25 protein-coding genes and 3 pseudogenes are annotated in these 23,352 nt (G+C 37.7%); 20 read left to right on the forward strand and 8 right to left on the reverse strand.

The genetic code is table 11. From position 1 onward, the window contains the following. The first annotated feature begins 161 nt into the window (after nt 1–161). Complete coding sequence (fghA, locus tag L3V46_RS22040; RefSeq protein ID WP_005400053.1) at nt 162–992, forward strand: S-formylglutathione hydrolase; 831 nt, start codon at nt 162–164, stop codon at nt 990–992. A gap of 333 nt (nt 993–1,325) precedes the next feature. Beyond that, entirely contained in the window at nt 1,326–1,628 is a 303-nt protein-coding gene (locus tag L3V46_RS22045; RefSeq protein ID WP_000920558.1) for an antibiotic biosynthesis monooxygenase, read from the forward strand. 85 nt (nt 1,629–1,713) lie between these two features. Here L3V46_RS22045 and L3V46_RS22050 read toward each other — a convergent pair. Further along, a pseudogene (locus tag L3V46_RS22050) lies at nt 1,714–2,048 on the reverse strand (IS3 family transposase); the annotation flags it as partial. Between the two features lie 184 nt (nt 2,049–2,232). On the opposite strand from L3V46_RS22050, the gene L3V46_RS22055 reads away from it, so the two are divergent. The 3 genes from L3V46_RS22055 (at nt 2,233) to L3V46_RS22065 (ending at nt 5,470) form a co-directional block, all read left to right on the forward strand. Continuing rightward, the gene (locus tag L3V46_RS22055; RefSeq protein WP_005400052.1) at nt 2,233–3,390 is read left to right on the forward strand and encodes an iron-containing alcohol dehydrogenase; all 1,158 of its coding nucleotides are present in this window, start codon (nt 2,233–2,235) and stop codon (nt 3,388–3,390) included. Between the two features lie 75 nt (nt 3,391–3,465). Further along, nucleotides 3,466–4,143 (forward strand): type 1 glutamine amidotransferase domain-containing protein, encoded by a 678-nt coding sequence (locus L3V46_RS22060; protein ID WP_034617125.1) that lies wholly within the window; start codon nt 3,466–3,468, stop codon nt 4,141–4,143. 199 nt (nt 4,144–4,342) lie between these two features. Next, complete coding sequence (locus L3V46_RS22065) at nt 4,343–5,470, forward strand: alkene reductase (protein WP_034617128.1); 1,128 nt, start codon at nt 4,343–4,345, stop codon at nt 5,468–5,470. Nucleotides 5,471–5,553: 83 nt separating this feature from the next. Here L3V46_RS22065 and L3V46_RS22070 read toward each other — a convergent pair whose 3' ends face one another. Both L3V46_RS22070 and L3V46_RS22075 read right to left on the reverse strand, forming a co-directional pair. Then, nucleotides 5,554–5,784, reverse strand: a complete 231-nt coding sequence (locus L3V46_RS22070; RefSeq protein WP_001087973.1) for a hypothetical protein — start codon at nt 5,782–5,784, stop codon at nt 5,554–5,556. 106 nt (nt 5,785–5,890) lie between these two features. Beyond that, nucleotides 5,891–6,499 carry a TetR/AcrR family transcriptional regulator gene (locus L3V46_RS22075; protein ID WP_004733176.1) on the reverse strand — a complete coding sequence of 203 codons (609 nt, stop codon included), beginning with the start codon at nt 6,497–6,499 and terminating at the stop codon, nt 5,891–5,893. Nucleotides 6,500–6,642: 143 nt separating this feature from the next. Between L3V46_RS22075 and L3V46_RS22080 the strand changes: the two genes are divergently transcribed. The 4 genes and pseudogenes from L3V46_RS22080 to L3V46_RS22095 all read left to right on the forward strand — a co-directional run bounded on the left by L3V46_RS22080 (nt 6,643) and on the right by L3V46_RS22095 (nt 10,722). After that, nucleotides 6,643–7,662, forward strand: coding sequence for an NADP-dependent oxidoreductase (locus tag L3V46_RS22080; RefSeq protein WP_034617131.1), 1,020 nt, complete (start codon nt 6,643–6,645; stop codon nt 7,660–7,662). A gap of 16 nt (nt 7,663–7,678) precedes the next feature. Further along, nucleotides 7,679–8,320, forward strand: a complete 642-nt coding sequence (locus L3V46_RS22085) for a glutathione S-transferase (RefSeq protein WP_034617134.1) — start codon at nt 7,679–7,681, stop codon at nt 8,318–8,320. 33 nt (nt 8,321–8,353) lie between these two features. After that, nucleotides 8,354–9,286, forward strand: a pseudogene (locus L3V46_RS22090) (IS5-like element ISAha2 family transposase). A 236-nt stretch (nt 9,287–9,522) separates the two neighbouring features. After that, nucleotides 9,523–10,722 (forward strand): tyrosine-type recombinase/integrase, encoded by a 1,200-nt coding sequence (locus tag L3V46_RS22095; RefSeq protein WP_176800604.1) that lies wholly within the window; start codon nt 9,523–9,525, stop codon nt 10,720–10,722. Between the two features lie 190 nt (nt 10,723–10,912). Here the strand turns inward: L3V46_RS22095 and L3V46_RS22100 are convergent, their stop codons facing one another. Beyond that, complete coding sequence (locus L3V46_RS22100; protein WP_034617143.1) at nt 10,913–11,164, reverse strand: hypothetical protein; 252 nt, start codon at nt 11,162–11,164, stop codon at nt 10,913–10,915. Between the two features lie 196 nt (nt 11,165–11,360). Here L3V46_RS22100 and L3V46_RS22105 point away from each other — a divergent pair, with 196 nt between their 5' ends. From L3V46_RS22105 to L3V46_RS22120, 4 genes are all read left to right on the forward strand, one after another. Next, nucleotides 11,361–11,573, forward strand: a complete 213-nt coding sequence (locus L3V46_RS22105; RefSeq protein WP_034617146.1) for a helix-turn-helix transcriptional regulator — start codon at nt 11,361–11,363, stop codon at nt 11,571–11,573. Nucleotides 11,574–11,667: 94 nt separating this feature from the next. Then, nucleotides 11,668–12,800 (forward strand): IS3 family transposase gene (locus L3V46_RS22110; RefSeq protein WP_225367773.1). Its coding sequence is split into 2 segments (ribosomal slippage): nt 11,668–11,920 and nt 11,920–12,800, totalling 1,134 coding nucleotides; the frame shifts between segments, so codons are not numbered across the junction. Nucleotides 12,801–12,882: 82 nt separating this feature from the next. Next, on the forward strand, nt 12,883–14,838 hold the full coding sequence (locus L3V46_RS22115; protein ID WP_000693745.1) for an alkyl sulfatase dimerization domain-containing protein: 1,956 nt from the start codon (nt 12,883–12,885) through the stop codon (nt 14,836–14,838). 553 nt (nt 14,839–15,391) lie between these two features. Continuing rightward, nucleotides 15,392–16,524 (forward strand): IS3 family transposase gene (locus tag L3V46_RS22120; protein ID WP_223235881.1). Its coding sequence is split into 2 segments (ribosomal slippage): nt 15,392–15,644 and nt 15,644–16,524, totalling 1,134 coding nucleotides; the frame shifts between segments, so codons are not numbered across the junction. A gap of 356 nt (nt 16,525–16,880) precedes the next feature. Here L3V46_RS22120 and L3V46_RS22125 read toward each other — a convergent pair. Then, nucleotides 16,881–17,147: a type II toxin-antitoxin system RelE/ParE family toxin gene (locus tag L3V46_RS22125; protein WP_034617149.1), complete on the reverse strand. Its 267-nt coding sequence runs from the start codon at nt 17,145–17,147 to the stop codon at nt 16,881–16,883. Next, on the reverse strand, nt 17,110–17,385 hold the full coding sequence (locus L3V46_RS22130) for a type II toxin-antitoxin system Phd/YefM family antitoxin (protein ID WP_034617152.1): 276 nt from the start codon (nt 17,383–17,385) through the stop codon (nt 17,110–17,112). Before L3V46_RS22130 ends, L3V46_RS22125 begins: the two co-directional genes overlap by 38 nt. Nucleotides 17,386–17,654: 269 nt before the next feature. Here L3V46_RS22130 and L3V46_RS22135 point away from each other — a divergent pair, with 269 nt between their 5' ends. The 4 genes from L3V46_RS22135 (at nt 17,655) to istB (ending at nt 20,393) form a co-directional block, all read left to right on the forward strand. Next, nucleotides 17,655–17,897: a hypothetical protein gene (locus L3V46_RS22135; RefSeq protein WP_224469590.1), complete on the forward strand. Its 243-nt coding sequence runs from the start codon at nt 17,655–17,657 to the stop codon at nt 17,895–17,897. A gap of 270 nt (nt 17,898–18,167) precedes the next feature. Further along, nucleotides 18,168–18,326 carry a hypothetical protein gene (locus tag L3V46_RS22140; protein ID WP_155768699.1) on the forward strand — a complete coding sequence of 53 codons (159 nt, stop codon included), beginning with the start codon at nt 18,168–18,170 and terminating at the stop codon, nt 18,324–18,326. Nucleotides 18,327–18,600: 274 nt separating this feature from the next. Next, on the forward strand, nt 18,601–19,620 hold the full coding sequence (gene istA / locus L3V46_RS22145) for an IS21-like element ISAba8 family transposase (protein ID WP_034617155.1): 1,020 nt from the start codon (nt 18,601–18,603) through the stop codon (nt 19,618–19,620). After that, on the forward strand, nt 19,620–20,393 hold the full coding sequence (gene istB, locus L3V46_RS22150; RefSeq protein WP_001053379.1) for an IS21-like element ISAba8 family helper ATPase IstB: 774 nt from the start codon (nt 19,620–19,622) through the stop codon (nt 20,391–20,393). Before istA ends, istB begins: the two co-directional genes overlap by 1 nt. Nucleotides 20,394–20,758: 365 nt before the next feature. Here istB and L3V46_RS22155 read toward each other — a convergent pair whose 3' ends face one another. Next, nucleotides 20,759–20,992 (reverse strand): hypothetical protein, encoded by a 234-nt coding sequence (locus L3V46_RS22155; protein WP_227567096.1) that lies wholly within the window; start codon nt 20,990–20,992, stop codon nt 20,759–20,761. 301 nt (nt 20,993–21,293) lie between these two features. Between L3V46_RS22155 and L3V46_RS22160 the strand changes: the two genes are divergently transcribed. Further along, on the forward strand, nt 21,294–21,560 hold the full coding sequence (locus L3V46_RS22160; RefSeq protein ID WP_034617158.1) for a type II toxin-antitoxin system prevent-host-death family antitoxin: 267 nt from the start codon (nt 21,294–21,296) through the stop codon (nt 21,558–21,560). Beyond that, entirely contained in the window at nt 21,544–21,804 is a 261-nt protein-coding gene (locus L3V46_RS22165) for a Txe/YoeB family addiction module toxin (protein ID WP_034617162.1), read from the forward strand. The genes L3V46_RS22160 and L3V46_RS22165 overlap by 17 nt, the downstream gene beginning before the upstream one ends. Nucleotides 21,805–21,845: 41 nt before the next feature. Here the strand turns inward: L3V46_RS22165 and L3V46_RS22170 are convergent, their stop codons facing one another. Beyond that, the gene (locus tag L3V46_RS22170; RefSeq protein ID WP_034617165.1) at nt 21,846–22,253 is read right to left on the reverse strand and encodes a surface-adhesin E family protein; all 408 of its coding nucleotides are present in this window, start codon (nt 22,251–22,253) and stop codon (nt 21,846–21,848) included. Between the two features lie 211 nt (nt 22,254–22,464). Here L3V46_RS22170 and L3V46_RS22175 point away from each other — a divergent pair. Then, nucleotides 22,465–23,216: pseudogene (locus tag L3V46_RS22175) on the forward strand (IS5 family transposase). The last annotated feature ends 136 nt before the right edge of the window (nt 23,217–23,352 follow it).

Genomic DNA, 23,352 nt, shown 5'->3' on the forward strand with positions numbered 1-23,352 from the left:
GGCACATTATCTGTAAAACCGATCTATCTGTGTAGGCATCGTGTATAGGTTCAACAAACCTGCCTACATTTTAAATCTTAATCACTATTCTCTGTGGAGAATGTCAGACTCTTTGTTTACTCGATTTCTCATGAAGTCTTGCTCAACATAGGTAATTGATTATGGAAATAATTGAGAAACATGCTTCTTTTGGTGGATCGCAAGAAGTGTATCGCCATCAGTCAACAGCATTAAACTGTTCAATGAAATTCTCAATATATCTGCCACCTCATGACAAAGATGAGCGGTTGCCAGTTTTATATTGGTTATCAGGGCTGACTTGCAACGAACAGAACTTTATTACTAAAGCCGGAGCACAAAAGTATGCGGCTGAACATAAAGTCATTATTGTTGCAACAGATACCAGCCCACGTGGAGAGGATGTACCAGATCATGCAGATTATGATTTAGGCCAAGGCGCAGGATTCTATGTGAATGCAACACAAGCACCCTGGTCGCAGCATTTCAAAATGTATGATTATATTGTGGAAGAGCTCAGAAATCTGATTGACCTAAATTTTCCGACCAATCAAGTCCAAAGCATTATGGGGCATAGCATGGGTGGTCATGGTGCATTAGTAATTGGGTTAAAAAATCCTGAGCTGTATAAAAGTATTTCTGCTTTTGCACCAATTGTTGCACCTAGCCAAGTACCTTGGGGGAAAAAGGCTTTTACACACTATCTAGGTGAAACCGAAACTTTATGGAAAAGCTATGATGCGATTGAATTAATCAAAAACGCTGAAGTTCATTTACCTATTTTAGTCGATCAGGGAACAGCTGATGATTTTCTTGAAGAACAGTTAAGGCCTAAGCTTCTTAGTGATATTTGTTTGGAACAAGAATATCCTCTTACACTTAACCTAAGAGAAGGGTATGACCATAGCTATTACTTCATTGCGAGCTTTATAGAGAAACATATAGAGTTCCACAGCAAATTCCTAGCTAAATAACTTTCATAGATATGAGGATGTACAATGTTGTTCTTGAGTGCTTCTTGAGCAATATAATTTCCAGATGAAGAGGTCAGGTTATAAATCTAAGGTAGAGTCAATTGATCCTTATATAACTAAGATTGAATTTAATCATCTCATATCTTAATTTTTTGATTCAAATGTTATTGATATTAACTTGAATAAATTCATAGCATTATGTCGAAATAAAAACCTAAATTTTGGCTCAGCTATGGGATGTTTTTTAACTTTTATACAACAAAACTTTCTGACATGCATACATTAGCAATGACAGAATCAGTTTGAATTTTAATCAATTGTGGAGTTTTAGTCATGCTTAAAACAGCTTTATATGTCCGTCTTGAAGCTAAACCGGGTAAAGAAGACGAAGTGGAAGCTTTCCTTAAAGCCGGTTTACCTATTGTAATGGAAGAACCTGCGACAGTTGCGTGGTTTGGCTTACGTCTTGGACCTACAACATTTGGTATTTTTGATGCATTTCCTGATGAGGCGGGTCGCCAAGCGCATTTATCTGGCAAGGTTGCAGCTGCGTTGATGGCTCAGGCCGAAGAGCTATTTTCAGAGCCACCGTCTATTGAAAAAGTAGATGTTTTGGCGAGTAAACTACCAGCTTAAACCGACGCTTAAATGTATGAGGGTGCTGCCTGAAATTTTGAATGAAAGGCAGCACTTTAACGCTTTGAGGTTTGTCAGAGGCTTTTTATTCAAGTTGGGCTACTTTATTTATTGGCTTAATCCCATCATTTAAATGGGTCAATATCCAAAACAGGGCAGGGTAAATATACGAATGCAACTATTTACATGCTTTATATTGAACCAATCTATCTAATTTACTGTCGCATTTGTACATCTGCTAAACCCTGCCAATCTGCTTTTAAAATATTCAATCATTGCTATTTTGTATGAGCCATTCACTGTTTTAGCCAATGCGTTCACGACCATGTCAATAGTCATACATGTTTATACTTTCCATCCAACAATCGCTCGTGAAAATACATCAATAATAAAAGTGGTATAGAACAAGCCTGAATGTGTTTAACCATCACTCAAGTCACAAGATGAAATAATTTTTTTATAAAAATAGACGACTGGTCTATTTTTATGTATAGTTAGCACATGGTGCAGTCAAAAGCCGCAGTGTTGTCCAATTTTTTAAAGTTTATTTGATGAATAACGGTGGTTTTTCAAATCAATTAGCTGATCATCCTAGGATAAAAATATGCTGAATTTTAACTTTTATAATCCGACCCGCATTATTTTTGGTGGCGATACAATAGCTAAAATCAATGACTATGTGCCTACAGAAGCAAAAGTATTAATGTTGTTTGGTGGTGAAAGTGCACGTAAGAATGGTACTTTAGCTGAGGTGCGTGAAGCATTAGGTGCAAGAGAAATTCATGAATTTGGCGGAATTGAGCCGAATCCGAGTTATGAAACCCTCATGAAAGCTGTAGAGCTGATTCGTGAACAAAAGATTGATTTCTTGATGGCTGTCGGTGGTGGATCGGTAATTGATGGTACTAAATTTATTGCAGCAGCAGTCAATTATACAGGGGATACATGGGAGATTTTAGAAACCCATGGTACTAAAATTACTCAAGCTTTGCCTTTTGCGAGTGTACTCACCCTTCCGGCAACTGGTTCAGAAATGAATAGCGGTGGGGTAGTCACCAGAAAATCGACCCAAGCCAAATTGTCATTTAGCAGCCCCTATGTTTTTCCGCAATTTTCCGTACTGGATCCGAATAAAACTTTTAGCTTGCCGACGCGCCAATTAGCAAATGGCGTGGTCGATGCATTTGTTCATGTCATGGAACAGTACTTAACTTACCCTGTCAATGCACAAGTACAAGATCGTTTTGCCGAAGGTCTATTGCAAACTCTGATTGAGATTGGACCGAAAATCTTGGAAGATTCAGCAGATTATGACACGCGTGCGAATTTGATGTGGGCTGCTAGCATGGCACTGAATGGGCTAATTGGAGCTGGTGTACCACAAGATTGGTCAACCCATTTGATTGGACATGAGCTCACGGCTTTATATGGTATTGATCATGCTCGTACCTTGGCCATTGTGTTGCCGTCCAATCTACAAGTGCGTCGTCAAGAGAAGCGAGAAAAATTACTACAGTATGCAGCTCGTGTCTGGCAGATTATCGAAGGTGATGAAGAACAACGTATTGATACTGCTATTGCTCGTACTCGAGCCTTCTTTGAGCAACTTGGATTGCCGACTCGTCTTAGCGATTATGGACTGGGGGAGACAGATATTGAGATCATCATTACGCAACTTAAATCACATAATCTTACACAGCTAGGCGAACATAAAAATGTTTCATTAGAGATCAGTCGCCAAATTCTCGAGATGAGCATCTAAGCTAAATGCGCGTATCTGGCATGCTCTGACCCTGTAACAATGCTCCTCAATCATGAAAATTATCGAAGAAATAACATGAAAATTTTATTCGTTTTAACCTCACATGATCAACTTGGCAATACTGGTAAGAAAACAGGTTTCTGGCTAGAAGAACTTGCTGCACCGTATTACACCTTTATTGACTCTGGTGCTGAAGTTACGCTGGCGTCGCCTCAAGGTGGGCAGCCACCACTAGATCCGAAAAGTAATTTAGCCGATGCTCAAACTGAAACCACTCATCGTTTTGAAGCAGATCCAACTGCAATGCAAGCATTGGCACAGACGCATAAACTTAGCGAAATTTCTGTAGCTGATTATGATGCAGTGTTTTATCCAGGCGGGCATGGCCCATTGTGGGATTTAGCAGAAGATCCGATTTCAATTTCTCTGATTGAACAGGCGATTCAGTCTGGCAAACCTGTTGCAGCAGTGTGTCATGCCCCAGGTGTTCTTCGTCATGTGAAAGCGAGTAATGGAGCGCCTTTAGTTAGCGGTAAATTAGTGACTGGTTTCACTAATACTGAGGAGGCCGCTGTAGGTTTGACTGAAATTGTACCATTTTTAGTTGAAGACATGCTTAAAGAAAACGGTGGTCATTATTCTAAAGTAGATGATTGGCAAGTATATGTTCAAGTAGATGGCTTGCTGGTTACTGGACAAAATCCAGCCTCTTCTGCTGCAACTGCCTCAGCATTACTTCAATTGTTGAAATAAAGAGTAGCTAGTGTCTGTTGTGGTGCTTAGCAGTGAATAAAACTTCTGACTCTGAGCAACTGGCGCAATAAGCAAAATAACCCTCATTTAATGGTGAAGGGCCTGAGTGAATAGCTTTCCTTCCTTTATTTTTCTATATACAGGAAGGATGGGTATTTAATTTAGATCAATTAAGTCATGACGACTTGGATACAGTGAAATGAAAGACAGCAAACTTTTTCAAAACTTAAGCTTAGGCCCTTATGTTTTGCAAAACCGTATTGTATTGCCACCATTAACGCGGTCGCGCAGTACTCAGCCAGGGAATATTCCAAATGAACTGATGGCAACCTATTATCAACAGCGTGCCGGGGCAGGATTTATGGTCACCGAAGGTACGCAAATCGAGCCACGTGGTCAAGGCTATGCTTGGACTCCCGGTATTTACAGCCCTGAACAGATTGCTGGATGGCGTAAAGTGACGGAAGCAGTGCATGCTAAAGGAGGCATTATTTTTGCACAACTTTGGCATGTTGGGCGTGTTTCACATACATCTTTGCAACCCGATCATGCATCACCGGTCGCGCCCTCGGCTATTAGGGCTGATAGTAATGTTAAAGTCTTTATTGAGACCGGGCCCAATGCGGGGGCCTTGGCTGATCCTTCAATGCCACGTGCTTTAAGCAATGCAGAAGTTAAAGAATTAGTGCAACTCTATGCTCAAGCAGCGCGTAATGCCTTGGCTGCTGGTTTTGATGGAGTTGAAATTCATTGTGCAAATGGTTATTTGGTGAACCAATTTATCTCTGCACATAGTAACCACCGTGAAGATGAATATGGTGGATCACTAAACAATCGTTTGCGTTTTTTACGTGAAGTAGTAGAGGCAGTTGCTGAGGTAGTTGGTGCAGATCGTTTAGGAGTGCGTTTTGCCCCCTTATTTGAAAGTACAGAGGAAGATCGTGTCTACATGGGTTTAGTTGAAGATGATCCACATGTGACTTATATTGAGGCCATAAAGATACTTGAAGAAGTTGGGATTGCCTATTTATCGATTGCAGAAGCTGATTGGGATAATGCACCAGAACTTCCTCATGATTTTCGTAGAGATGTCAGAGACACTTTCAGTGGTCGGATTATTTACGCAGGTCGATATACGGCAGAAAGAGGGACTCGAATTTTAGAGGCAGGGCTGGCCGATTTAATTGCATTTGGACGCCCATTTATTGCGAATCCAGATTTACCCGATCGCATCGCTAATGGCTGGCCATTGAATGCAGTAGATGCAAGCACTTTGTATGGTGGGACGGAAAAAGGCTATATTGATTATCCAGCTTACGCAGATTAATATCGACTAAGTAAGTTATTTTGCCAACCTTTGTGGTTGGCAAAATAAGGGCTTAGGATTGCTGTTGCCAGCACAATTTCTTGTTAAAACAAATTCTTAAAATTTTTTAGCTGTGTAATGAGCCAACCAGCCAGTGGAAAAGAAATCAGTTGCGTTACTGGCACTAATACTATGACTTCAATCAACACCATCATCGGGAAACTTTGATGCTGAGTAATTGGCTTTAATAAAGTGAGAACCAGTAATAAGGTGGGATATAAGCCTAAATAACCAACTAAAATACGAGTCATGAGGGCTTTAGAAGGAGAATTCATTGTGCGCTATACTCATGGATTGTAAATTGATCTAATAGCAACACAATAATAGGTAATCATTGGACTGCTATCATGAATTATTAATTATGTAGTTGATATTTAATTTTTATGAATCTTCACTTTTTAATAGAAATTTAGTTGCTCTCAGAGCTTGATGTAATGGTGTTTTATCTTTTTGCAACTTACTCAGTAATGCTGCACCTAACCACATTTGGTAAAGTACTTGTGCCAAAGTAGAGGCCTCGGTATCTGCTTGGATAGACTGATCCTGTTTTCCCAAATCAATTAAACCAGCAATACGTTGGATTACATCATCAACGCCAGCGGACATAATCGAGCGCATATCTTCAGATAGATCGGCAACTTCTGCGGCAAGTTTCACAATTAAACAGCTATCCGCCCAACCACACTGTGTTTCAGGATCTTCTATCCATAAATTAAAATACTCAATCAGCTTTTGATAAGGGGATTTATCACAACGCCATACATCATTTAAACGGACTTGGTAATTGTCTACATAATGCTGTACCAATTCACATCCGAAAGCTTCCTTAGATTGGAAATAATGATAAAACGAGCCTTTAGGGATTTCACAGCTCTGTAAAATTTCCTGTAATCCTACGCCAGTAAAACCTTTATGCAAAATCAGGTCTGAACTGGTGTTAAGAATGTGTAAGCGCTTCGCTTCAGACTTTTTAATAGGAGTAGGCTTCATATTAATTATTTACTCTATTGTAAAAAATAGACCAGTCGTATTGTTTTTTATTATAACTCATCTACAATGGATGTAAAGAAATTTTAATCACAGTTTTTGATTGTGAAGAAAAATACTTTTAAATAAAACATGGAGTTATATGTGTGAAAACAGTTATTAATCAACGCATCGTTTTAGCTAAACGGCCAGTGGGTGAGCCAAAACACAGCGATTTTCGTATTGAACAAGTTGAGCTCAATGAACTTAAACAAGGCGAGATATTGTTAAAAACCATTTACTTGTCACTCGATCCTTATATGCGTGGTCGCATGAGCGATGCTCCTTCATATGCAGCACCGGTTGAAATTGGCGAAGTGATGGTCGGTGGAACAGTCAGTCAAGTGGTGGCCTCTAAAAACCCAAAATTCAAAGAAGGCGAGTGGGTTCTTTCCGGAAATGGCTGGCAGGGCTACGCAATTTCTAATGGGTCTGCCTGTCAAAGCTTAGGTATGCAACCTGAACATCCATCTTGGGCATTGGGTATTTTGGGAATGCCAGGATTTACTGCTTATATGGGGTTGTTGGACATTGGTCAGCCTAAAGCCGGTGAAACATTAGTCGTTGCAGCTGCAACGGGACCTGTTGGTGCTACGGTTGGACAAATTGGCAAACTTAAAGGTTGTCGCGTGGTTGGCGTCGCAGGTGGGCCTGAAAAATGCCGTTATGCAGTAGAAGAACTCGGCTTCGATGCTTGTATCAATCATCATGATGAAAATTTTGCAGAACAATTACAACAAGCAGCTCCCAACGGTATTGATATTTATTATGAGAATGTCGGGGGTAAAGTGTTTGATGCGGTATGGCCATTGCTTAACTCTACGGCACGTGTACCGGTGTGTGGTGTGGTTTCCCAGTATAACGCTACCGAGCAAGCACAAGGGCCAGACCGTTTACCGGACTTTATTTCCACCCTTTTAAAAAAGCGTATTCGCATGCAAGGCTTTATTATTTTTGATGATTATGGCAGTCAGTATCCGAAATTCTATCAGCAAATGTCTGAATGGTTGAAAGACGGAAAAATCAAATATAAAGAGCATATGGTGCAAGGTTTAGATAACACGATCAATGCTTTCAATGGTATGTTGAAAGGCGAAAACTTTGGCAAAGTGGTTGTAAAAATTTAAAAAAATAGGAATTATCATGATTACACTACATCATTTAGATCAATCACGTTCTTTTCGCATTTTGTGGTTACTTGAAGAAATCAAGCAGCCTTATGAGCTGAAACGCTATTATCGTGACTCAAACACGCATTTGGCCCCTGACTCTTTAAAAACCATCCATCCTTTAGGGAAATCTCCAGTATTGGAATGGGATGGCAAAATTATTGCAGAGTCAGGCGCAATCGTTGAATTATTAATTCAGAAACTTGCGCCGCATTTAGCACCAGATATGGATGAACCTACCTATGTCGATTATCTACAGTGGATTCATTTCTCAGAAAGCTCTGCCATGCTGCCATTTTTGTTAAAAACGTTTAATGCGATAGAAACCAAGCAGGGTACGAAGTTGGTATTTCTAGAAAATTATACTCAAGTTGAGTTTGATAAAGTATTTAGCTATTTAAATGAATATTTAAAAGATAAAGAATTTCTAGTGGCAGACCGTTTAACCGGTGCTGACTTTATGATGGGCTTTGGACTACATGCTTTAGTTTATCATATGGGACAAGGTGAAAATTATCCCCATATCCAACGTTATGTAGCAGGTTTAAGCCAACTACCTAGCTGGCAAGCCGCAGTACAAATTGAAGAAGATGGTGGCTTTGTTGCACAAACCTAGCCTATAAGGTTTATTCAGTCCTATAATTTCAAAATGAATAAACCTACTCCTAAAACTTATCGTACAACCAATTGGTCTTCCTATAATCGCGCTCTCATTAATCGGGGCAACATTTCCATTTGGTTTGATCCAAACACTCAGTGGTATGCACAACCACAAAACAAGCAAGGTCGAAATCAAACTTACTCCGATACGGCTATTCAATGCTGTTTAATGATCAAATCTTTATTTAGACTCTCTTTACGCATGGTCACAGGTTTTGTTCAAAGTCTGATTAAACTTTGTGGATTAAATTGGACCGCACCAGATTACAGTACGCTTTGTCGAAGACAAAAACATATTGATATTGCGATTAGCTATCAAAAAAGTAGTGATGGGCTACATCTACTCGTCGACTCAACTGGCTTAAAGTTTCTAGGTGACGGTGAGTGGAAACGTAAGAAACATGGACCTGAATATCGTCGCCAATGGCGTAAGCTTCATATTGGCATCGATGCTGAAACCTTGCAAATACGTGCAGTACAGCTTGCTACAAATAATGTGAGCGATTCGCAAGTACTCGGTGATTTACTTGCTCAAATTCCCTTAGATGAACGAATTGATTCGGTCTATACCGATGGTGCTTATGACACGAAGCACTGCAGACAAGTCATTCTAGATCGAGATGCACATGCGCTCATTCCGCCAAGAAAAAATGCAAAACCATGGAAAGATCAGAAATTGAGATCTTTAGAGCGGAATGAGTTACTGAAAACAGTTAAACGTTTAGGAAGAACGCTTTGGAAAAAATGATCTGGTTATCATCGTCGAAGTTTAGTTGAAACCAAGATGCATTGCATCAAACTATTAGGTGATAAATTAACAGCAAGGAGTTTTTCTAGTCAGGTGAATGAGATTCATGCACGCATAGCCGTATTGAACAAATTTACAGAATTAGGTCGTCCTCATACCCAAGTTGTCACTTGAATTCTGTTCAAATGAGCAGAGTGTTATCTTTTAAATCTTTGTGCAACAAAGCCGTTGGGAACTTAAACTTGAGGTGGTACTTGAGATGGTTACTAAAACCATAGGATTTTTAATAATAAGCATATAAAACAATATTTTACAATTTTATATGATGCGTAACATACGCATCATATAAAAGTTCTTAAATTTTGATATAATTTAGCAAACCAACCCTCTGATAGGTTTCATTAAAATTCATGAGTCTTACTGAAATCAAATTTCGCCAAGCTAACTACAAAGATAAAATCTATTTTTTATCTGATGAAGATGGGCTCAGTTTAAAGGTTGAACCAAATGGAAGAAAATACTGGTGCTATCGCTATACAGACCCAAAAGCAAAAAAACGTCGGCGTATTCAATTGGGGTCATATCCAGATATAACTTTAAAAAAAGCACGTCAGATAAGAGATGATTTTAGAGACAATAATTTTTGTTTTGAAGAAGATGCTATTTCAGAAATAATTACCTTTCGTAAGGTTGGAGATGAGTGGCTTCAGTTCAAACTTAAGAATGCATTCAATGACTTACCTCGCTGTGGTGTTCTAGAGCTAGCAGAAAAATGTCTACAAAATGATATTTACCCAGAACTTCAAGAGATACCTTTTCAAAAAGTTAAACGTTATGACCTCGTCGCGATAATTAGAAAGATTGAGACACGCCAAGTAAAAGAACCTGTCAAGAAAGCTTGTAGTTATTTGAACCAAATTTATGACTACGCTGTAGCAATGGGTTATTGCGAATACAATATAGCCCATAGTTTAAATAAAATTGCCGTCAATAACAAAATCAAGAAGAATTACCCTTATTTAAGAGCTGAAGATATATCTGATTTTATGCATAAAGTTCAAAAGTTAGACACCCATCCTATCATTAAAAAAGCACTGATGTTCAAATTGCATACGGGCGTGCGAGGGGCTGAATTGTTATTAGCTGAACCTCATCATTTTGATTTAAAAGATAAAATTTGGAGAATTCCAGCTTTACATATTAAGCAGTTCCGACGTAAAGTTATATTAGGCCATGAAATTCCAGATTTTTTAGTTCCACTTTCAGATCAGGCTTTAGAAATTTTAAAAGATGTAATGCAATGGTCATTAGGGGAAAAATACATTTTTGCTAGTCCACGAAAACACAATCAACCAATACATTTCAATACATTAAATATGGCCATACGTAAGATGGGCTATGATAAACACCAATTATCTTCTCATGGATTACGCTCTACTTTCAGCACTATTTTGAATGACTCTGGTTTGTTCCAAGATAATTGGATTGAGTCACAACTTTCGCATATTGATAAGAATCGTACACGTGCAAGCTATAATCATGCTGAATATTTAGCCCAACGAACTGAAATGATGCAATGGTGGGGTAATTACTTAAGTGCTACTAAATAATTAACGCACTTAGTTCTAGTTTGAATTATGTGAGAGGTGTATAAATATTAGGTTGAGCACTAACATCAAAAAAATATTGACTCTACTTTAGTAATTGAAAAATAATGATTTTACTAAATAAAATTAACTTTTAATAATGAAATTTGAAATAGACCTCTATTAGAGATCTACTTTTCTTATTCTATAATGCTTAGGCTATTTCATAAACACTATCCGGAAAGAATAAAAGAAAATATTTTTTTATTTCTCCAAAATCATTTAAAGCAGGTTGCTTTTCAATCTGTTGAAATGTCCAAATAAGAACTGCCTGATGGTTATCATAGCAGAAATTGACACCTAGAAAATTAGCCATTCCATAACCTTTGTTGATATTCATTTCTTTAATTAATTGATTTCCTAAGTCTCGTGCTTGTTGGCTGATCAATAACTCATTTGGCATCACGATATGAAGTCTCCACAAAATAATTAGCTGCAGGTTCAAACATCATATGTAAAAAGTTATAATTTAATTGAAAATAGATGAATGATACTTTCTAAAAGTCATTTTAACCTGCTGTAGGTTAATTTAGCAAAGTATCCTCCATTCAACAATAGAATAATAACTTACAGCAGGTTATTTTTTGTAACTAAATTGATATATGATTACTTGTAAGTTGTCTAGCCTAATGGGCGATCGAAAAATTTTAAAATTAAGTGATGTTGTGCATGCAACAGGTATTAATCGTAATACACTCACAAATATGTATTATGACCGTGCTGTACGCATTGAGTTACCTGTTGCAGATAAATTATGTAAATACTTTAACTGCACGATGAATGAGTTGTTTGAATATATAGAAGACAAAGATTAATTGTAAAGAGGTGGATCAGGAAATTTGAACAACACTTATAAGTGATATTTTGCTCCCCAAATGATGTTATAAACATCAATATATGGAGTATTTTATGGCACGTAGACCAAGAAGAAATCATTCAAATGATTTTAAAGCTAAGGTAGCACTTGCTGCGATTAAAGCAGAAAAAACACTTGCTGAATTGAGTGCTGAATTTGATGTTCATCAAAACCAAATTATCGACTGGAAAAATCAACTGATTTCAGCTTCCTCGCAAGCTTTCGATCAATCAAAAGCTCCAACAGAACCACCCATCGATCTAAAAAAACTACATGCAAAAATCGGTGAGCAGGCATTAGAAATTGATTTTTTAGAAGGTGTGTTGAAGAAACTGGGCCGCTTCAACCACAAAAGTTAATCGATGACTCACTTCAGATTTCAGTATCTAAGCAAGCTCAGCTGCTGAAAGTCTCCCGTGGTTGTTATTACTATCGCCCAAAACCTGTGAGTGCATCAGATCTGAAGCTGATGCGGTGTATGGATGAGTTACATATGCAATACCCTTTTGCAGGTAGCCGTATGATGCGTGATTTGTTGAATCGTCAAGGACATCATATAGGACGACGTCATACACGTACTTTAATGAAGAAAATGGGCATTAATGCGTTATATTGCAAACCAAATTTAAGCCAGGCTAATCAAGCTCACCGCAAATATCCATATCTGCTCAAAGGATTGGCTATTCAGCGCAGTAATCAAGTGTGGTCTACGGATATAACGTATATCCCTATGGCAAAAGGCTTTGTTTATTTATGTGCTGTGATTGATTGGCATAGCCGCAAGGTACTTGCGCATAGAGTATCGATTAGTATGGAGGTTACATTTTGCATAGAAACATTAAATGAAGCTATTGAAAAATATGGTCGACCTGAAATATTTAATACAGACCAAGGCAGTCAGTTTACCAGTGATGCATTTATTGATGTATTGAAATCAAATGACATCCAAATCAGCATGGATGGTAAAGGTCGATGGGTTGATAATGTGATGGTTGAACGATTATGGCGGAGCGTTAAATATGAAGAGGTGTATCTCAAAGCCTACAGCAATGTTTTGGATGCGAAGAAGCAATTAAACGCATATTTTGAATTTTATAATTTGAAACGACCTCATTCGAGTCTGGACAAAATGACTCCAGATGAGTTTTACTATGACCAGCTACCACAACAAAATAAGGTAGCTTAACTAGAGCAGAGTATCACTTATAAATAAGCTTTTAGTTGTTCAAACATGTGGGACCACTTCTTATTTAAAAAAAGGAAAGAAGATGAAAATTAAGTTTTTAACAGTTTCATTGATGCTTATTCTGCCATTTTCTGTTTTTGCAGCAAATACTGTAGTAGAAAAAGCGGTCATTGAATCAAATAATACATATAAGGCGAAGTATAACTTAGAGGATATGACTGAGTTTAATCAGGCTCAAAAGGGCTTTATTGCCAAGCCAACAGGTCAAATTAAAAGTGAGAAAGGCAATGTTATCTGGGATTTTGATGCATTTAGTTTTTTACAAGATCAAGCACCAAATACCGTTAATCCCACTCTATGGCGACAAGCAAAATTAAACAACAATGTTGGGCTATTTAAAGTAACAGATCGAGTTTGGCAAATTCGTGGTTTTGATTTGGCAAATATGACCATCATTCAGGGTGATACTGGCTGGATTATTGTGGATACATTAACCTCTAAAGAAACGGCTGAAGCAGCACTTAAATTTGCTAGACAGCATTTAGGTGAGCAAAAAATTTCAGCCATTATCTTTACCCATAGCCATATCGATCATTTTGGTGGTGCATTAGGCGTTCTTTCTAGCGAAGAAATTAACGCTAGAAAAACTCCAATTATTGCGCCAAAAGGCTTTATGGAAGAAGCGACCAGTGAAAATGTGATGGCAGGTTCAGCCATGATACGTCGTGCGACTTATATGTATGGAACTTTTCTACCTAAAAATGCGGAAGGATTGGTGGATACAGGTTTAGGTAAGGCTGTTGCTGTGGGAAAAATGGGCATCCTTGAGCCTACACAACTGATCACTCAACCAGAACAGAAAATGACGGTTGATGGCTTGGATTTTGTGTTTTATAACGTGCCGGGTTCAGAAGCACCAGCAGAATTAACGTTCTCTATCCCATCATTGAAACTTTATAACGGCGCAGAAATTCTATCTCATACCATGCATAATCTTTATACCCTTCGGGGTGCTAAAGTCCGTGATGCCTTAAAATGGGTGGGCTATCTAGACCAAGCAATGCAGCATGCCAAAGCATCCGATGTATTGATTGCACAGCATCATTGGCCTGTCTGGGGCAATGACAATATTCAAGATTTTATTAAAACCCAGCGAGATGTTTATAAGTTCACGCATGATCAGACGGTGAGATATATGAACTCTGGTTTTAATGGCGCTGAAATTGCCGAAAAAATTAAGCTTCCAGCGGCACTTGATCAAAAACTATATGCTCATGGCTATTATGGAACCCTAAAACATAATGTAAAAGCAGTATACCAATATTATATGGGATGGTTCGATGCCCATCCTTCCAATTTAGATCCATTACCCCCTAAAGCTGTTGCAAAAAAATATATTGAGTTAGCAGGTGGGGAGAACAATGCATTGAAAAATGCGCGGGATGCCTACGCTCAAGCTGACTATAGATGGGCTGCCGAGATTTTAAAACATATTGTGTTGAATAACCCTCAAAACCAACAAGCAAAAGACTTATTGGCGAATACTTATCGTCAATTGGGCTATGCTGCTGAGGCTTCAACTTGGCGTAATTTCTTTTTGGTGGGCGCTCAAGAGCTACAAAATAATGTACCCCTACAAAATACTTCTGATCCGAGTGATTTATTGATTCATACACCAACTGAAAGATTTCTTGAAGCTATGGCGACAAATTTAGATGTGGAAAATTTAAAAAATGAAAACCAGTGTATCAATCTGGTTTTGTCGGATACCAAAGAGCATTTTTCATTATGGGTTGAAAACTCAGTCATGCAGTTTAAGCGTTATGATGAAAGTAAAGATTTGGCATTGGATTGCCCTACATTAACCTTAACCAAGCCCTTATATCTAAAAATGATTACAGGTCAAATAGAAGGGGTAAAAGTCCTGCTTTCTAAAGACAGTAAAGTCAAAGGTAATCCACTGAAAATTGGAAAATTCTTTGCAATGTTTAAACGTCCAGATTCAATTTTCCCGATTGTGACTCGACCAAATGGCTAAGCTCAAATAAGTAAAGTCGAAACTTAAATTAATAGATCCAAAGAAATGGGTGAAATTATCAACTTGGTTCTCCCAATCTTATAACAGGAATACAAGAAATTATTTCTTGTATTCCTCTTTAAAATTAAAAGTAAGCTATATGTATTTTAACTCTATTGATACTTTATTAAATGGTTTTTGAATTTTTATACTTTATTTTCGATGGAGATATTTTTATTAGTAGCTTGTTTAAAAAAGATTTGTTTATTTTTCTATTAATTGCTTCTAAATAATAACTTCAATATTTTTGTGGTTAAAAGGCAAGGGGGTATTATGATGTGTTTTTTATTGAAAATAAGCTTTTATATTAGGTTAACTTGATTGCACTATTTGATGATTATATTGAGTAAATATATAGGTCATGATGATCATATCAATATCCGATAGTTTAAGAGCTCAATATTTGTTTTGCCAAGCTTATATTTTAGAGGTGGATCAGGAAATTTGAACAACACTTATAAGTGATATTTTGCTCCCCAAATGATGTTATAAACATCAATATATGGAGTATTTTATGGCACGTAGACCAAGAAGAAATCATTCAAATGATTTTAAAGCTAAGGTAGCACTTGCTGCGATTAAAGCAGAAAAAACACTTGCTGAATTGAGTGCTGAATTTGATGTTCATCAAAACCAAATTATCGACTGGAAAAATCAACTGATTTCAGCTTCCTCGCAAGCTTTCGATCAATCAAAAGCTCCAACAGAACCACCCATCGATCTAAAAAAACTACATGCAAAAATCGGTGAGCAGGCATTAGAAATTGATTTTTTAGAAGGTGTGTTGAAGAAACTGGGCCGCTTCAACCACAAAAGTTAATCGATGACTCACTTCAGATTTCAGTATCTAAGCAAGCTCAGCTGCTGAAAGTCTCCCGTGGTTGTTATTACTATCGCCCAAAACCTGTGAGTGCATCAGATCTGAAGCTGATGCGGTGTATGGATGAGTTACATATGCAATACCCTTTTGCAGGTAGCCGTATGATGCGTGATTTGTTGAATCGTCAAGGACATCATATAGGACGACGTCATACACGTACTTTAATGAAGAAAATGGGCATTAATGCGTTATATTGCAAACCAAATTTAAGCCAGGCTAATCAAGCTCACCGCAAATATCCATATCTGCTCAAAGGATTGGCTATTCAGCGCAGTAATCAAGTGTGGTCTACGGATATAACGTATATCCCTATGGCAAAAGGCTTTGTTTATTTATGTGCTGTGATTGATTGGCATAGCCGCAAGGTACTTGCGCATAGAGTATCGATTAGTATGGAGGTTACATTTTGCATAGAAACATTAAATGAAGCTATTGAAAAATATGGTCGACCTGAAATATTTAATACAGACCAAGGCAGTCAGTTTACCAGTGATGCATTTATTGATGTATTGAAATCAAATGGCATTCAAATCAGTATGGATGGTAAAGGTCGATGGGTTGATAATGTGATGGTTGAACGATTATGGCGGAGCGTTAAATATGAAGAGGTGTATCTCAAAGCCTACAGCAATGTTTTGGATGCGAAGAAGCAATTAAACGCATATTTTGAATTTTATAATTTGAAACGACCTCATTCGAGTCTGGACAAAATGACTCCAGATGAGTTTTACTATGACCAGCTACCACAACAAAATAAGGTAGCTTAACTAGAGCAGAGTATCACTTATAAATAAGCTTTTAGTTGTTCAAACATGTGGGACCACCTCTGTAATGAGTTTAAAAAGGTCCTCACTAAGATTTAATCTAGTTTCGATTAAATAACCCCAAAAATATCTATTCATCATATTCTTTATATTGAATTAATTTGAAGAATGAGACTTTTTTAAAAGAAAATGGAGTATGTATTTACCTCTACATTGTACAGCAATTAGAGGTAAGTTCTGCGAAGTGAAAATTACAATATAATTAATTACTAATGACTTCAGTGCAATTTAGCAGTTAATAAATTATCTAAACTATGTACTAAAGAAGCCCAACAACAAAGACTGAGGGCTAATTTATCTTACATGTTTTTATAGATAGTATCTCGCTTATCTACATCAATGACGATGATTACTACTCTTTCATCAATAACATGATACACCAATCTATATCCTGCGGACCTAAGCTTAATTTTGTATAGATCACTAGATCCTCTAAGTTTTTTACTCGGTATCTTTGGATTTTCCAGTATTGCTTCCAACTTATTAATAAATTGTTCAGCTATTTGACGATTTAATTTATCAAACTTTTTAAGCGCTTTTTCCTCGAACTCTAGTTCGTAACTCATCTATAGATACCTTCACAGTTTTGTCAGTATCGACTTGTTCAACTAGCTTTAAAAGTTCCTGATCCTCAATTAAATCCATCATTCTTTCGTACATATCAGCAGGGACACAGTAAAACGCAGGGTTATTCCTATTCAAGATAGCTACAGCTTCACCGAAACCATTTTGTACGACTTCCATTGGATTCTTTTTTAATTCAGAAACACTAGAAACAAATCGACTAAGGATAATGTTATTCATGAGTTTTTTCTCACCATAATTAATATATTAGACCTATTTGTAGCTAACAGATCGGCTCCTCTTATTTACAATTAATCAAATGCTACATAACTTTCATTCATACTAAACAATTAAAAAACCAATTACAAGACCTATTTACTGGTCTTTAAATAGATCATAACAAAATGAAAATTAAAGGATGCAAACGAAAATCTTTCCTTTCTCAAGCTATCTTCTACTTAATTAGATGTTGAGACAAAGAAGAAACCTTTTATAAACTTGGGATAACTATGAATCATATGTGTACTCTATATGGCACAGTTAAAGCCATGCTATACGAATGGGAGATCCTACTAGACCTACCTGGAGCAGCAGAAGCCGTTTATGACATGGAAGTAAAATATAAGCAACAGATGGAGCAGTATTCTTATACCCCATCCATTGCGTTCAATGGTTCTAAAACAGAATGTTATAGCAACTTAATTGATCAACTTCAGAATTTGATCTTTGAAGTTAATAATCAGGGTCCCTAGGGTATGAACAAAAACTGAATAAAATTTAAATTTTTCAATGTCTCGTTCAACTGAGCTAGGAGGAGCTACTATCGATTTTTTCAAATTTTTGACATTACTGTTATTTGGCTTTCGATTCTTTCGGCGCTTTGCCATTTTTATAAACTCCAATAAGAGTTGAATTTTGGCTGCACGAGTGAGAGTTAACAGTAATGAGTCCCAAACGTACAGAATTTTGTAGTTGGGTCATTGAGAGTTGCCTTTTAAGCAGAGATAGAAAGGTTCTTTTGGATGGAAAAGTTTCGTGTAGTTGTAAAGATTACTGTTAAAGTAATTTGTTTTAATCTTTTAAAAATGGAAATCGTATCAGATGCTGCTGTACGTTTTAAGGCACCTGAAATGAGATGGCTTTTGATTATTGCTTATTTGTTAGACCTGAATGTAGAGTAGAACAGCATATCTTCTCATCACCGCTTTTAAAGAATGGGCTGAAGAAGCTAGAGTAACGTGGATATTGAATACTGCATCTTCAGCTCTATCTGCTTATGGAAATACCCCTAAAAGGAGCTTGTCTAGTTTAGAAGGTGTCCATCCTGATCTTGTTAAAGTGGTCAATAGGGCAATTGAATTAACTCAAATAGATTTCACAGTAATCGACCGATGTTAGCGGCAGTGTAAAAATGACCCCCTTGGTTAATATAGCGGTCATTTTGGACTGCTCAACATGTTAACTTTGGAGCAAGCAGTGACAATCCAAATACTTCATCAGCAAGGTAAATCTATTAAAGCCATTACTCGTGAACTGGGGGTGTCCAGAAATACCGTACGTAAATATTTACGGCAAAACACCACACCTCAGTATCAGCGTATACAGCCTAGAATAAGTATCCTTGACCCATATAAACCCTATTTACTCCAACGTGTAAATGCAGCTCATCCTGAATGGATTCCTGCTGTTGTGCTTTACCAGGAAATTTTAGGGTTGGGATATCCAGGAAAGATCAGAATCTTGAGGGAATATCTTGCAACATTAAAACCAGTTGCTCAACCAGAACCGATCATTCGTTTTGAAACCCAACCTGGCCAACAAATGCAGGTGGATTTCACCACGATTCGACGCAACAACACGACTTTAAAAGCCTTTGTCGCAACATTAGGGTATTCCAGAGCGACTTTCGTGAAATTTTATGATCATGAACGTACCGATGCATGGATCGATGGTCTAGAAAATGCATTTCAGTTCTTTGCAGGAGTACCTCAGGAAATCCTGTTTGATAACGCTAAAACGATCATGATTGAACGGGATGCCTATCAGGAGGGGCGGCATAAATGGAACCCCAAACTGCTCGATTGCGCCAAGAAGTACAGCTTTCGTCCCCGCGTATGTAAGCCCTACCGTGCACAGACCAAAGGCAAAGTTGAACGCTTTAATGGATACCTCAAATCAAGCTTTATTGTGCCATTGAAAGCAAGCCTGAAGACTTCGGGTTTACTGTTAGATGTTGATGTCGCCAATGCCCACATTGGCCGGTGGCTGCATGAAACCGCCAATCAGCGGATTCATGCCACCACGCAAGAAAAACCGGCTGTTCGACTGCAACAGGAGCAGCAAAAATTTACGCCATTACCGCAATCAGATACAGGTTCCAGCACTGTACCTGTTGCAGCAGCAGAGCATGTCATGCCCTACGAGAGTTTGCAGCATCCCTTATCGGTATATGACCAGTTGCTGGGAGTTTCCTGATGAATCTGCAATACGACCGTATAGAGCAGCTTTGCCAAAAGCTCAATCTGCCTGCCATCGCATCACAATGGTCACATCATGCACAACAAACATTAGGTCAGGATGGAAGTTATGCCGACTTTGTTGAAGCGATCTTGACGCATGAATATGCTGCCAGGCAACAGCGCAGCCAGCAGGTACTGATGAAACTCTCAGGCCTGCCTCAAGTCAAAACCCTGGAAGACTATGATTTTAATTATGCCCTAGGGGCCCCTAAATCACAGGTGATTGAACTGTTCAATCTGAGCTTTATTGCTAGAGCAGAAAATGTGGTGTTTCTCGGGGCTAGCGGAGTAGGAAAAACGCACTTATCTATGGCATTAGGCTATAAGGCCATCATGAACAACATTAAGATCAAGTTCATTACCGCCGCCGATCTCATGCTGCAACTAAGTACAGCCTACCAGCAAGGTAAACTGAAAACCTATATGCAACGTGCGGTACTGGGACCAAAGTTACTGATTATCGATGAAATTGGTTATTTACCGTTTGGACGTGAAGAAGCGAATCTGTTCTTTAACGTGATTGCCAAGCGTTATGAAAAAGGCAGTACGATATTGACGAGTAACTTACCCTTTAGCCAATGGTCTAAGTCATTTGCGGATGATGTTACGTTGACCGCTGCGATGTTAGATCGGCTATTACATCACTGTCATGTGGTACAGATATCGGGTGAGAGTTATCGTTTGAAGGATAAAAAAAGAATTGGGATTCAGCCTCAGGTTGAAACTTAATACGAGATCAAAGGGGTCAATTTTACTTTGCCATTTGTAAGGTAAAAGGGGTCAATTTTAGAATGCCGTTGACACCGATTAAGGACTAAAGAACGTCAAGCTCAACTATTAAAAGAAAAAAAGACAATAACTCTTAACTCTACATAGCCGTCACTTAACTGGCAATGCTGTAGACCTAGCTGCATGGGTCATTGTAGATGGTAAAGGTACAGTTTCATGGGATTGGAAACATTCCTAGTCATCGCAAAATATGAAACAAGCAGCTACAGAAATCAAAATACCGATTTAATGGGGCGGTGATTTAAAGATGCTCCACACTAACAAGTATCCTAAGTAAAACAACAGCACTTAGCACATATATGCTGCTAGTGGCATTGTTTTTGTGCCATCTCAATACCGATCTGTTTAGCATAGTGCGATAAGACAATATTGTACCTAAGCAACAGGTTTGCAATATCAAACCATTGATTGGCATCTAAATCGTTAATCTTCGAAATAGGCCTAATTTTGCCGTTCAAAGTTGTATTTACATCTGATAAAAATAGAATTTCCATTTCACAAAACTGCTGATTAACGGAAGTATCGTTCATTTTTTTCATAGCATTTATGCCTTAGAAAACTAAAAGAACACTTATTGTATAGCGCGTAAAAATTGCGATTTTCTTATTCTTCCAGCTTTACATCTTGTACAGAATATTGTACATTTTAATTGTACAGAATATTGTACAAAACTATGTTTTTGCAAACATGAACTCAAACAGCCAATTTTTAATTTAAGTGTCCATATAAAGTATCTATAGCGAATTTATGAGCCAATGTGCCAACCAACTAATGCTAGATCAGTGAAGTGACCATATATATATTGTTTAAGGCTAAATATTTAATTAGGAAGTGCAAAACATGCAAGTATTTACATATACAGATGCACGTAACAATCTAAAATCCGTTTTAGATAAGGTTATTGATGATGCAGATGTAGCAGTAATTACTAGGAAAGAAGGTAGTCATGCCGTTGTTATGGGGCAAGAACACTATGACAGCTTAATGGAAACTTTATATCTTCTTTCATCTCCTAATAATGCTGCTCGTTTAAATGAGTCAATTGCCCAATTACGTGCATCCCGTACTACTGAAAGGGATCTCATCGAAGATGAATCGGACAATTGAGTTTACAGATAACGCTTGGGATGATTATATCTACTGGCAAACGCAGGATAAAAAGGTACTCAAGCGTATAAATGCTTTAATCAAAGAGTGCCTACGAACACCATTTGAAGGAACAGGAAAGCCCGAACCACTTAAGGCGAACCTTTCAGGCTTTTGGAGTCGAAGGATAGATGAAAAGCATAGGTTGGTTTATGAAGTTACGGATGAACGGATTAGCATCGTTCAGTGTCGGTTTCACTACTGAGCAATTAAGCCCTTACTCAACAATGTAAGGGCTTTTTGGTGTTATGAATTACCTTGGCCATACAAAGCAGAGCACACAGCATACAAAATATTCTCGCCTTTTGAGTCAGGTATTACAGGTTCGTATTGAGGTGAACGGAAGATTTGAGAATCTATTAACTTAGTCTTTTTATAAGAATAGTAAGCGAGAAGTCCTAGTTCATTCGTCTTACATTTAACTCCATATTTTAATAATCTGTGATCACCAATACTCAAACCATCTTTAGATAAGTCTGTATGAACAACCATCTTTAGCCAAACTTCCGCTTGTTCCAGTGTTTCATAAGTCTTTACCGTACGGTCTGGGTCTATATAAGTAACAAATTCATCATCTTTACTCCATTCCATCCAATCAGCTTGAGCTATAACAGGAACAGCAATGATTAACCCTAATAATAATTTTTTAAACATGACTTACCCCTCATAAGTTGCTGAATTATAACAGACGATCACACTTAATCACATGAGATTGACGTCCTAATCTTTATGAAATGCCCGCCTTAAAAGCTAGAAAAAATAAAATTCTTGATTTATAAGATACTAGGGCGTGTCCTCATTTGAAAAATTGGTTTTAAATACTTAAAATCCTCCTTTAAGCTCTTTTGATTTCTATATTTTTTCAATGGCACGTACTCTTCTCACCGATGATATCTGGCAGCAAATTCAAGATACTATGCGATTACACGGTTGTTACTGTTCAAAGAATAGTAGAAATATCATGGAAGCGATCTTATGGAAACTGCGTACAGGCGCCACATGGCGTGATATTCCCCAAGAATTTTGTCCTTGGCAAACTGCTTACAATCGCTTTAATCGTTGGGCAAGCAAGGGATTGTGGGATAAATTTTTTTTAGATTACGAGGCGTCTTGGATCAAGAATGGGTATTCATTGACGGAAGTTACATACGCGTGCATCAACATGCAAGTGGAGCTCGGCATGGTTTCGAAAGAGCAATTGGACAATCACGTGGTGGACGAACAACAAAAATACATCTTGCAACCGACGCGAATGGATTACCGATTGATTTTAAAATCACTGGGGGTGACGTCCACGACAGTCAAGTTGCAAAACAACTGATTGATACGGTAGACGAGGCAACTTATCTCATTGCTGATAAGGGGTATGATGCTGAGCACATTAGAATATATGCCAAGAACAAGAATATGATTCCCATTATTCCATTGAGATCAAACAGTAAGAGATCGAATAAGGAATTTGATAAATATCTATATAAATTAAGACATTTAGTTGAAAATGCTTTTGCGAGATTAAAACATTTCCGTGCTATTGCAACTCGATTTGATAAACTGGCACGCAATTATAAATCTATGATTCGTATAGCCTGTATATTTATTTGGTGCAAAGCCAAATGAGGACACACCCTAGCCAAAACAAATACTTGTATTAAAAATGATGAATATATTATTAGTTAGAAGCCATATCTCAATTATCGAGACTGATAGAGTTGGTTATGGTTGGTCTAGGCTTTGTTGCACAAAGATTGGAAAT

Origin of the sequence: Acinetobacter sp. AG3 (assembly GCF_022343575.1) — a bacterium.
GTDB lineage: Bacteria > Pseudomonadota > Gammaproteobacteria > Pseudomonadales > Moraxellaceae > Acinetobacter > Acinetobacter guillouiae.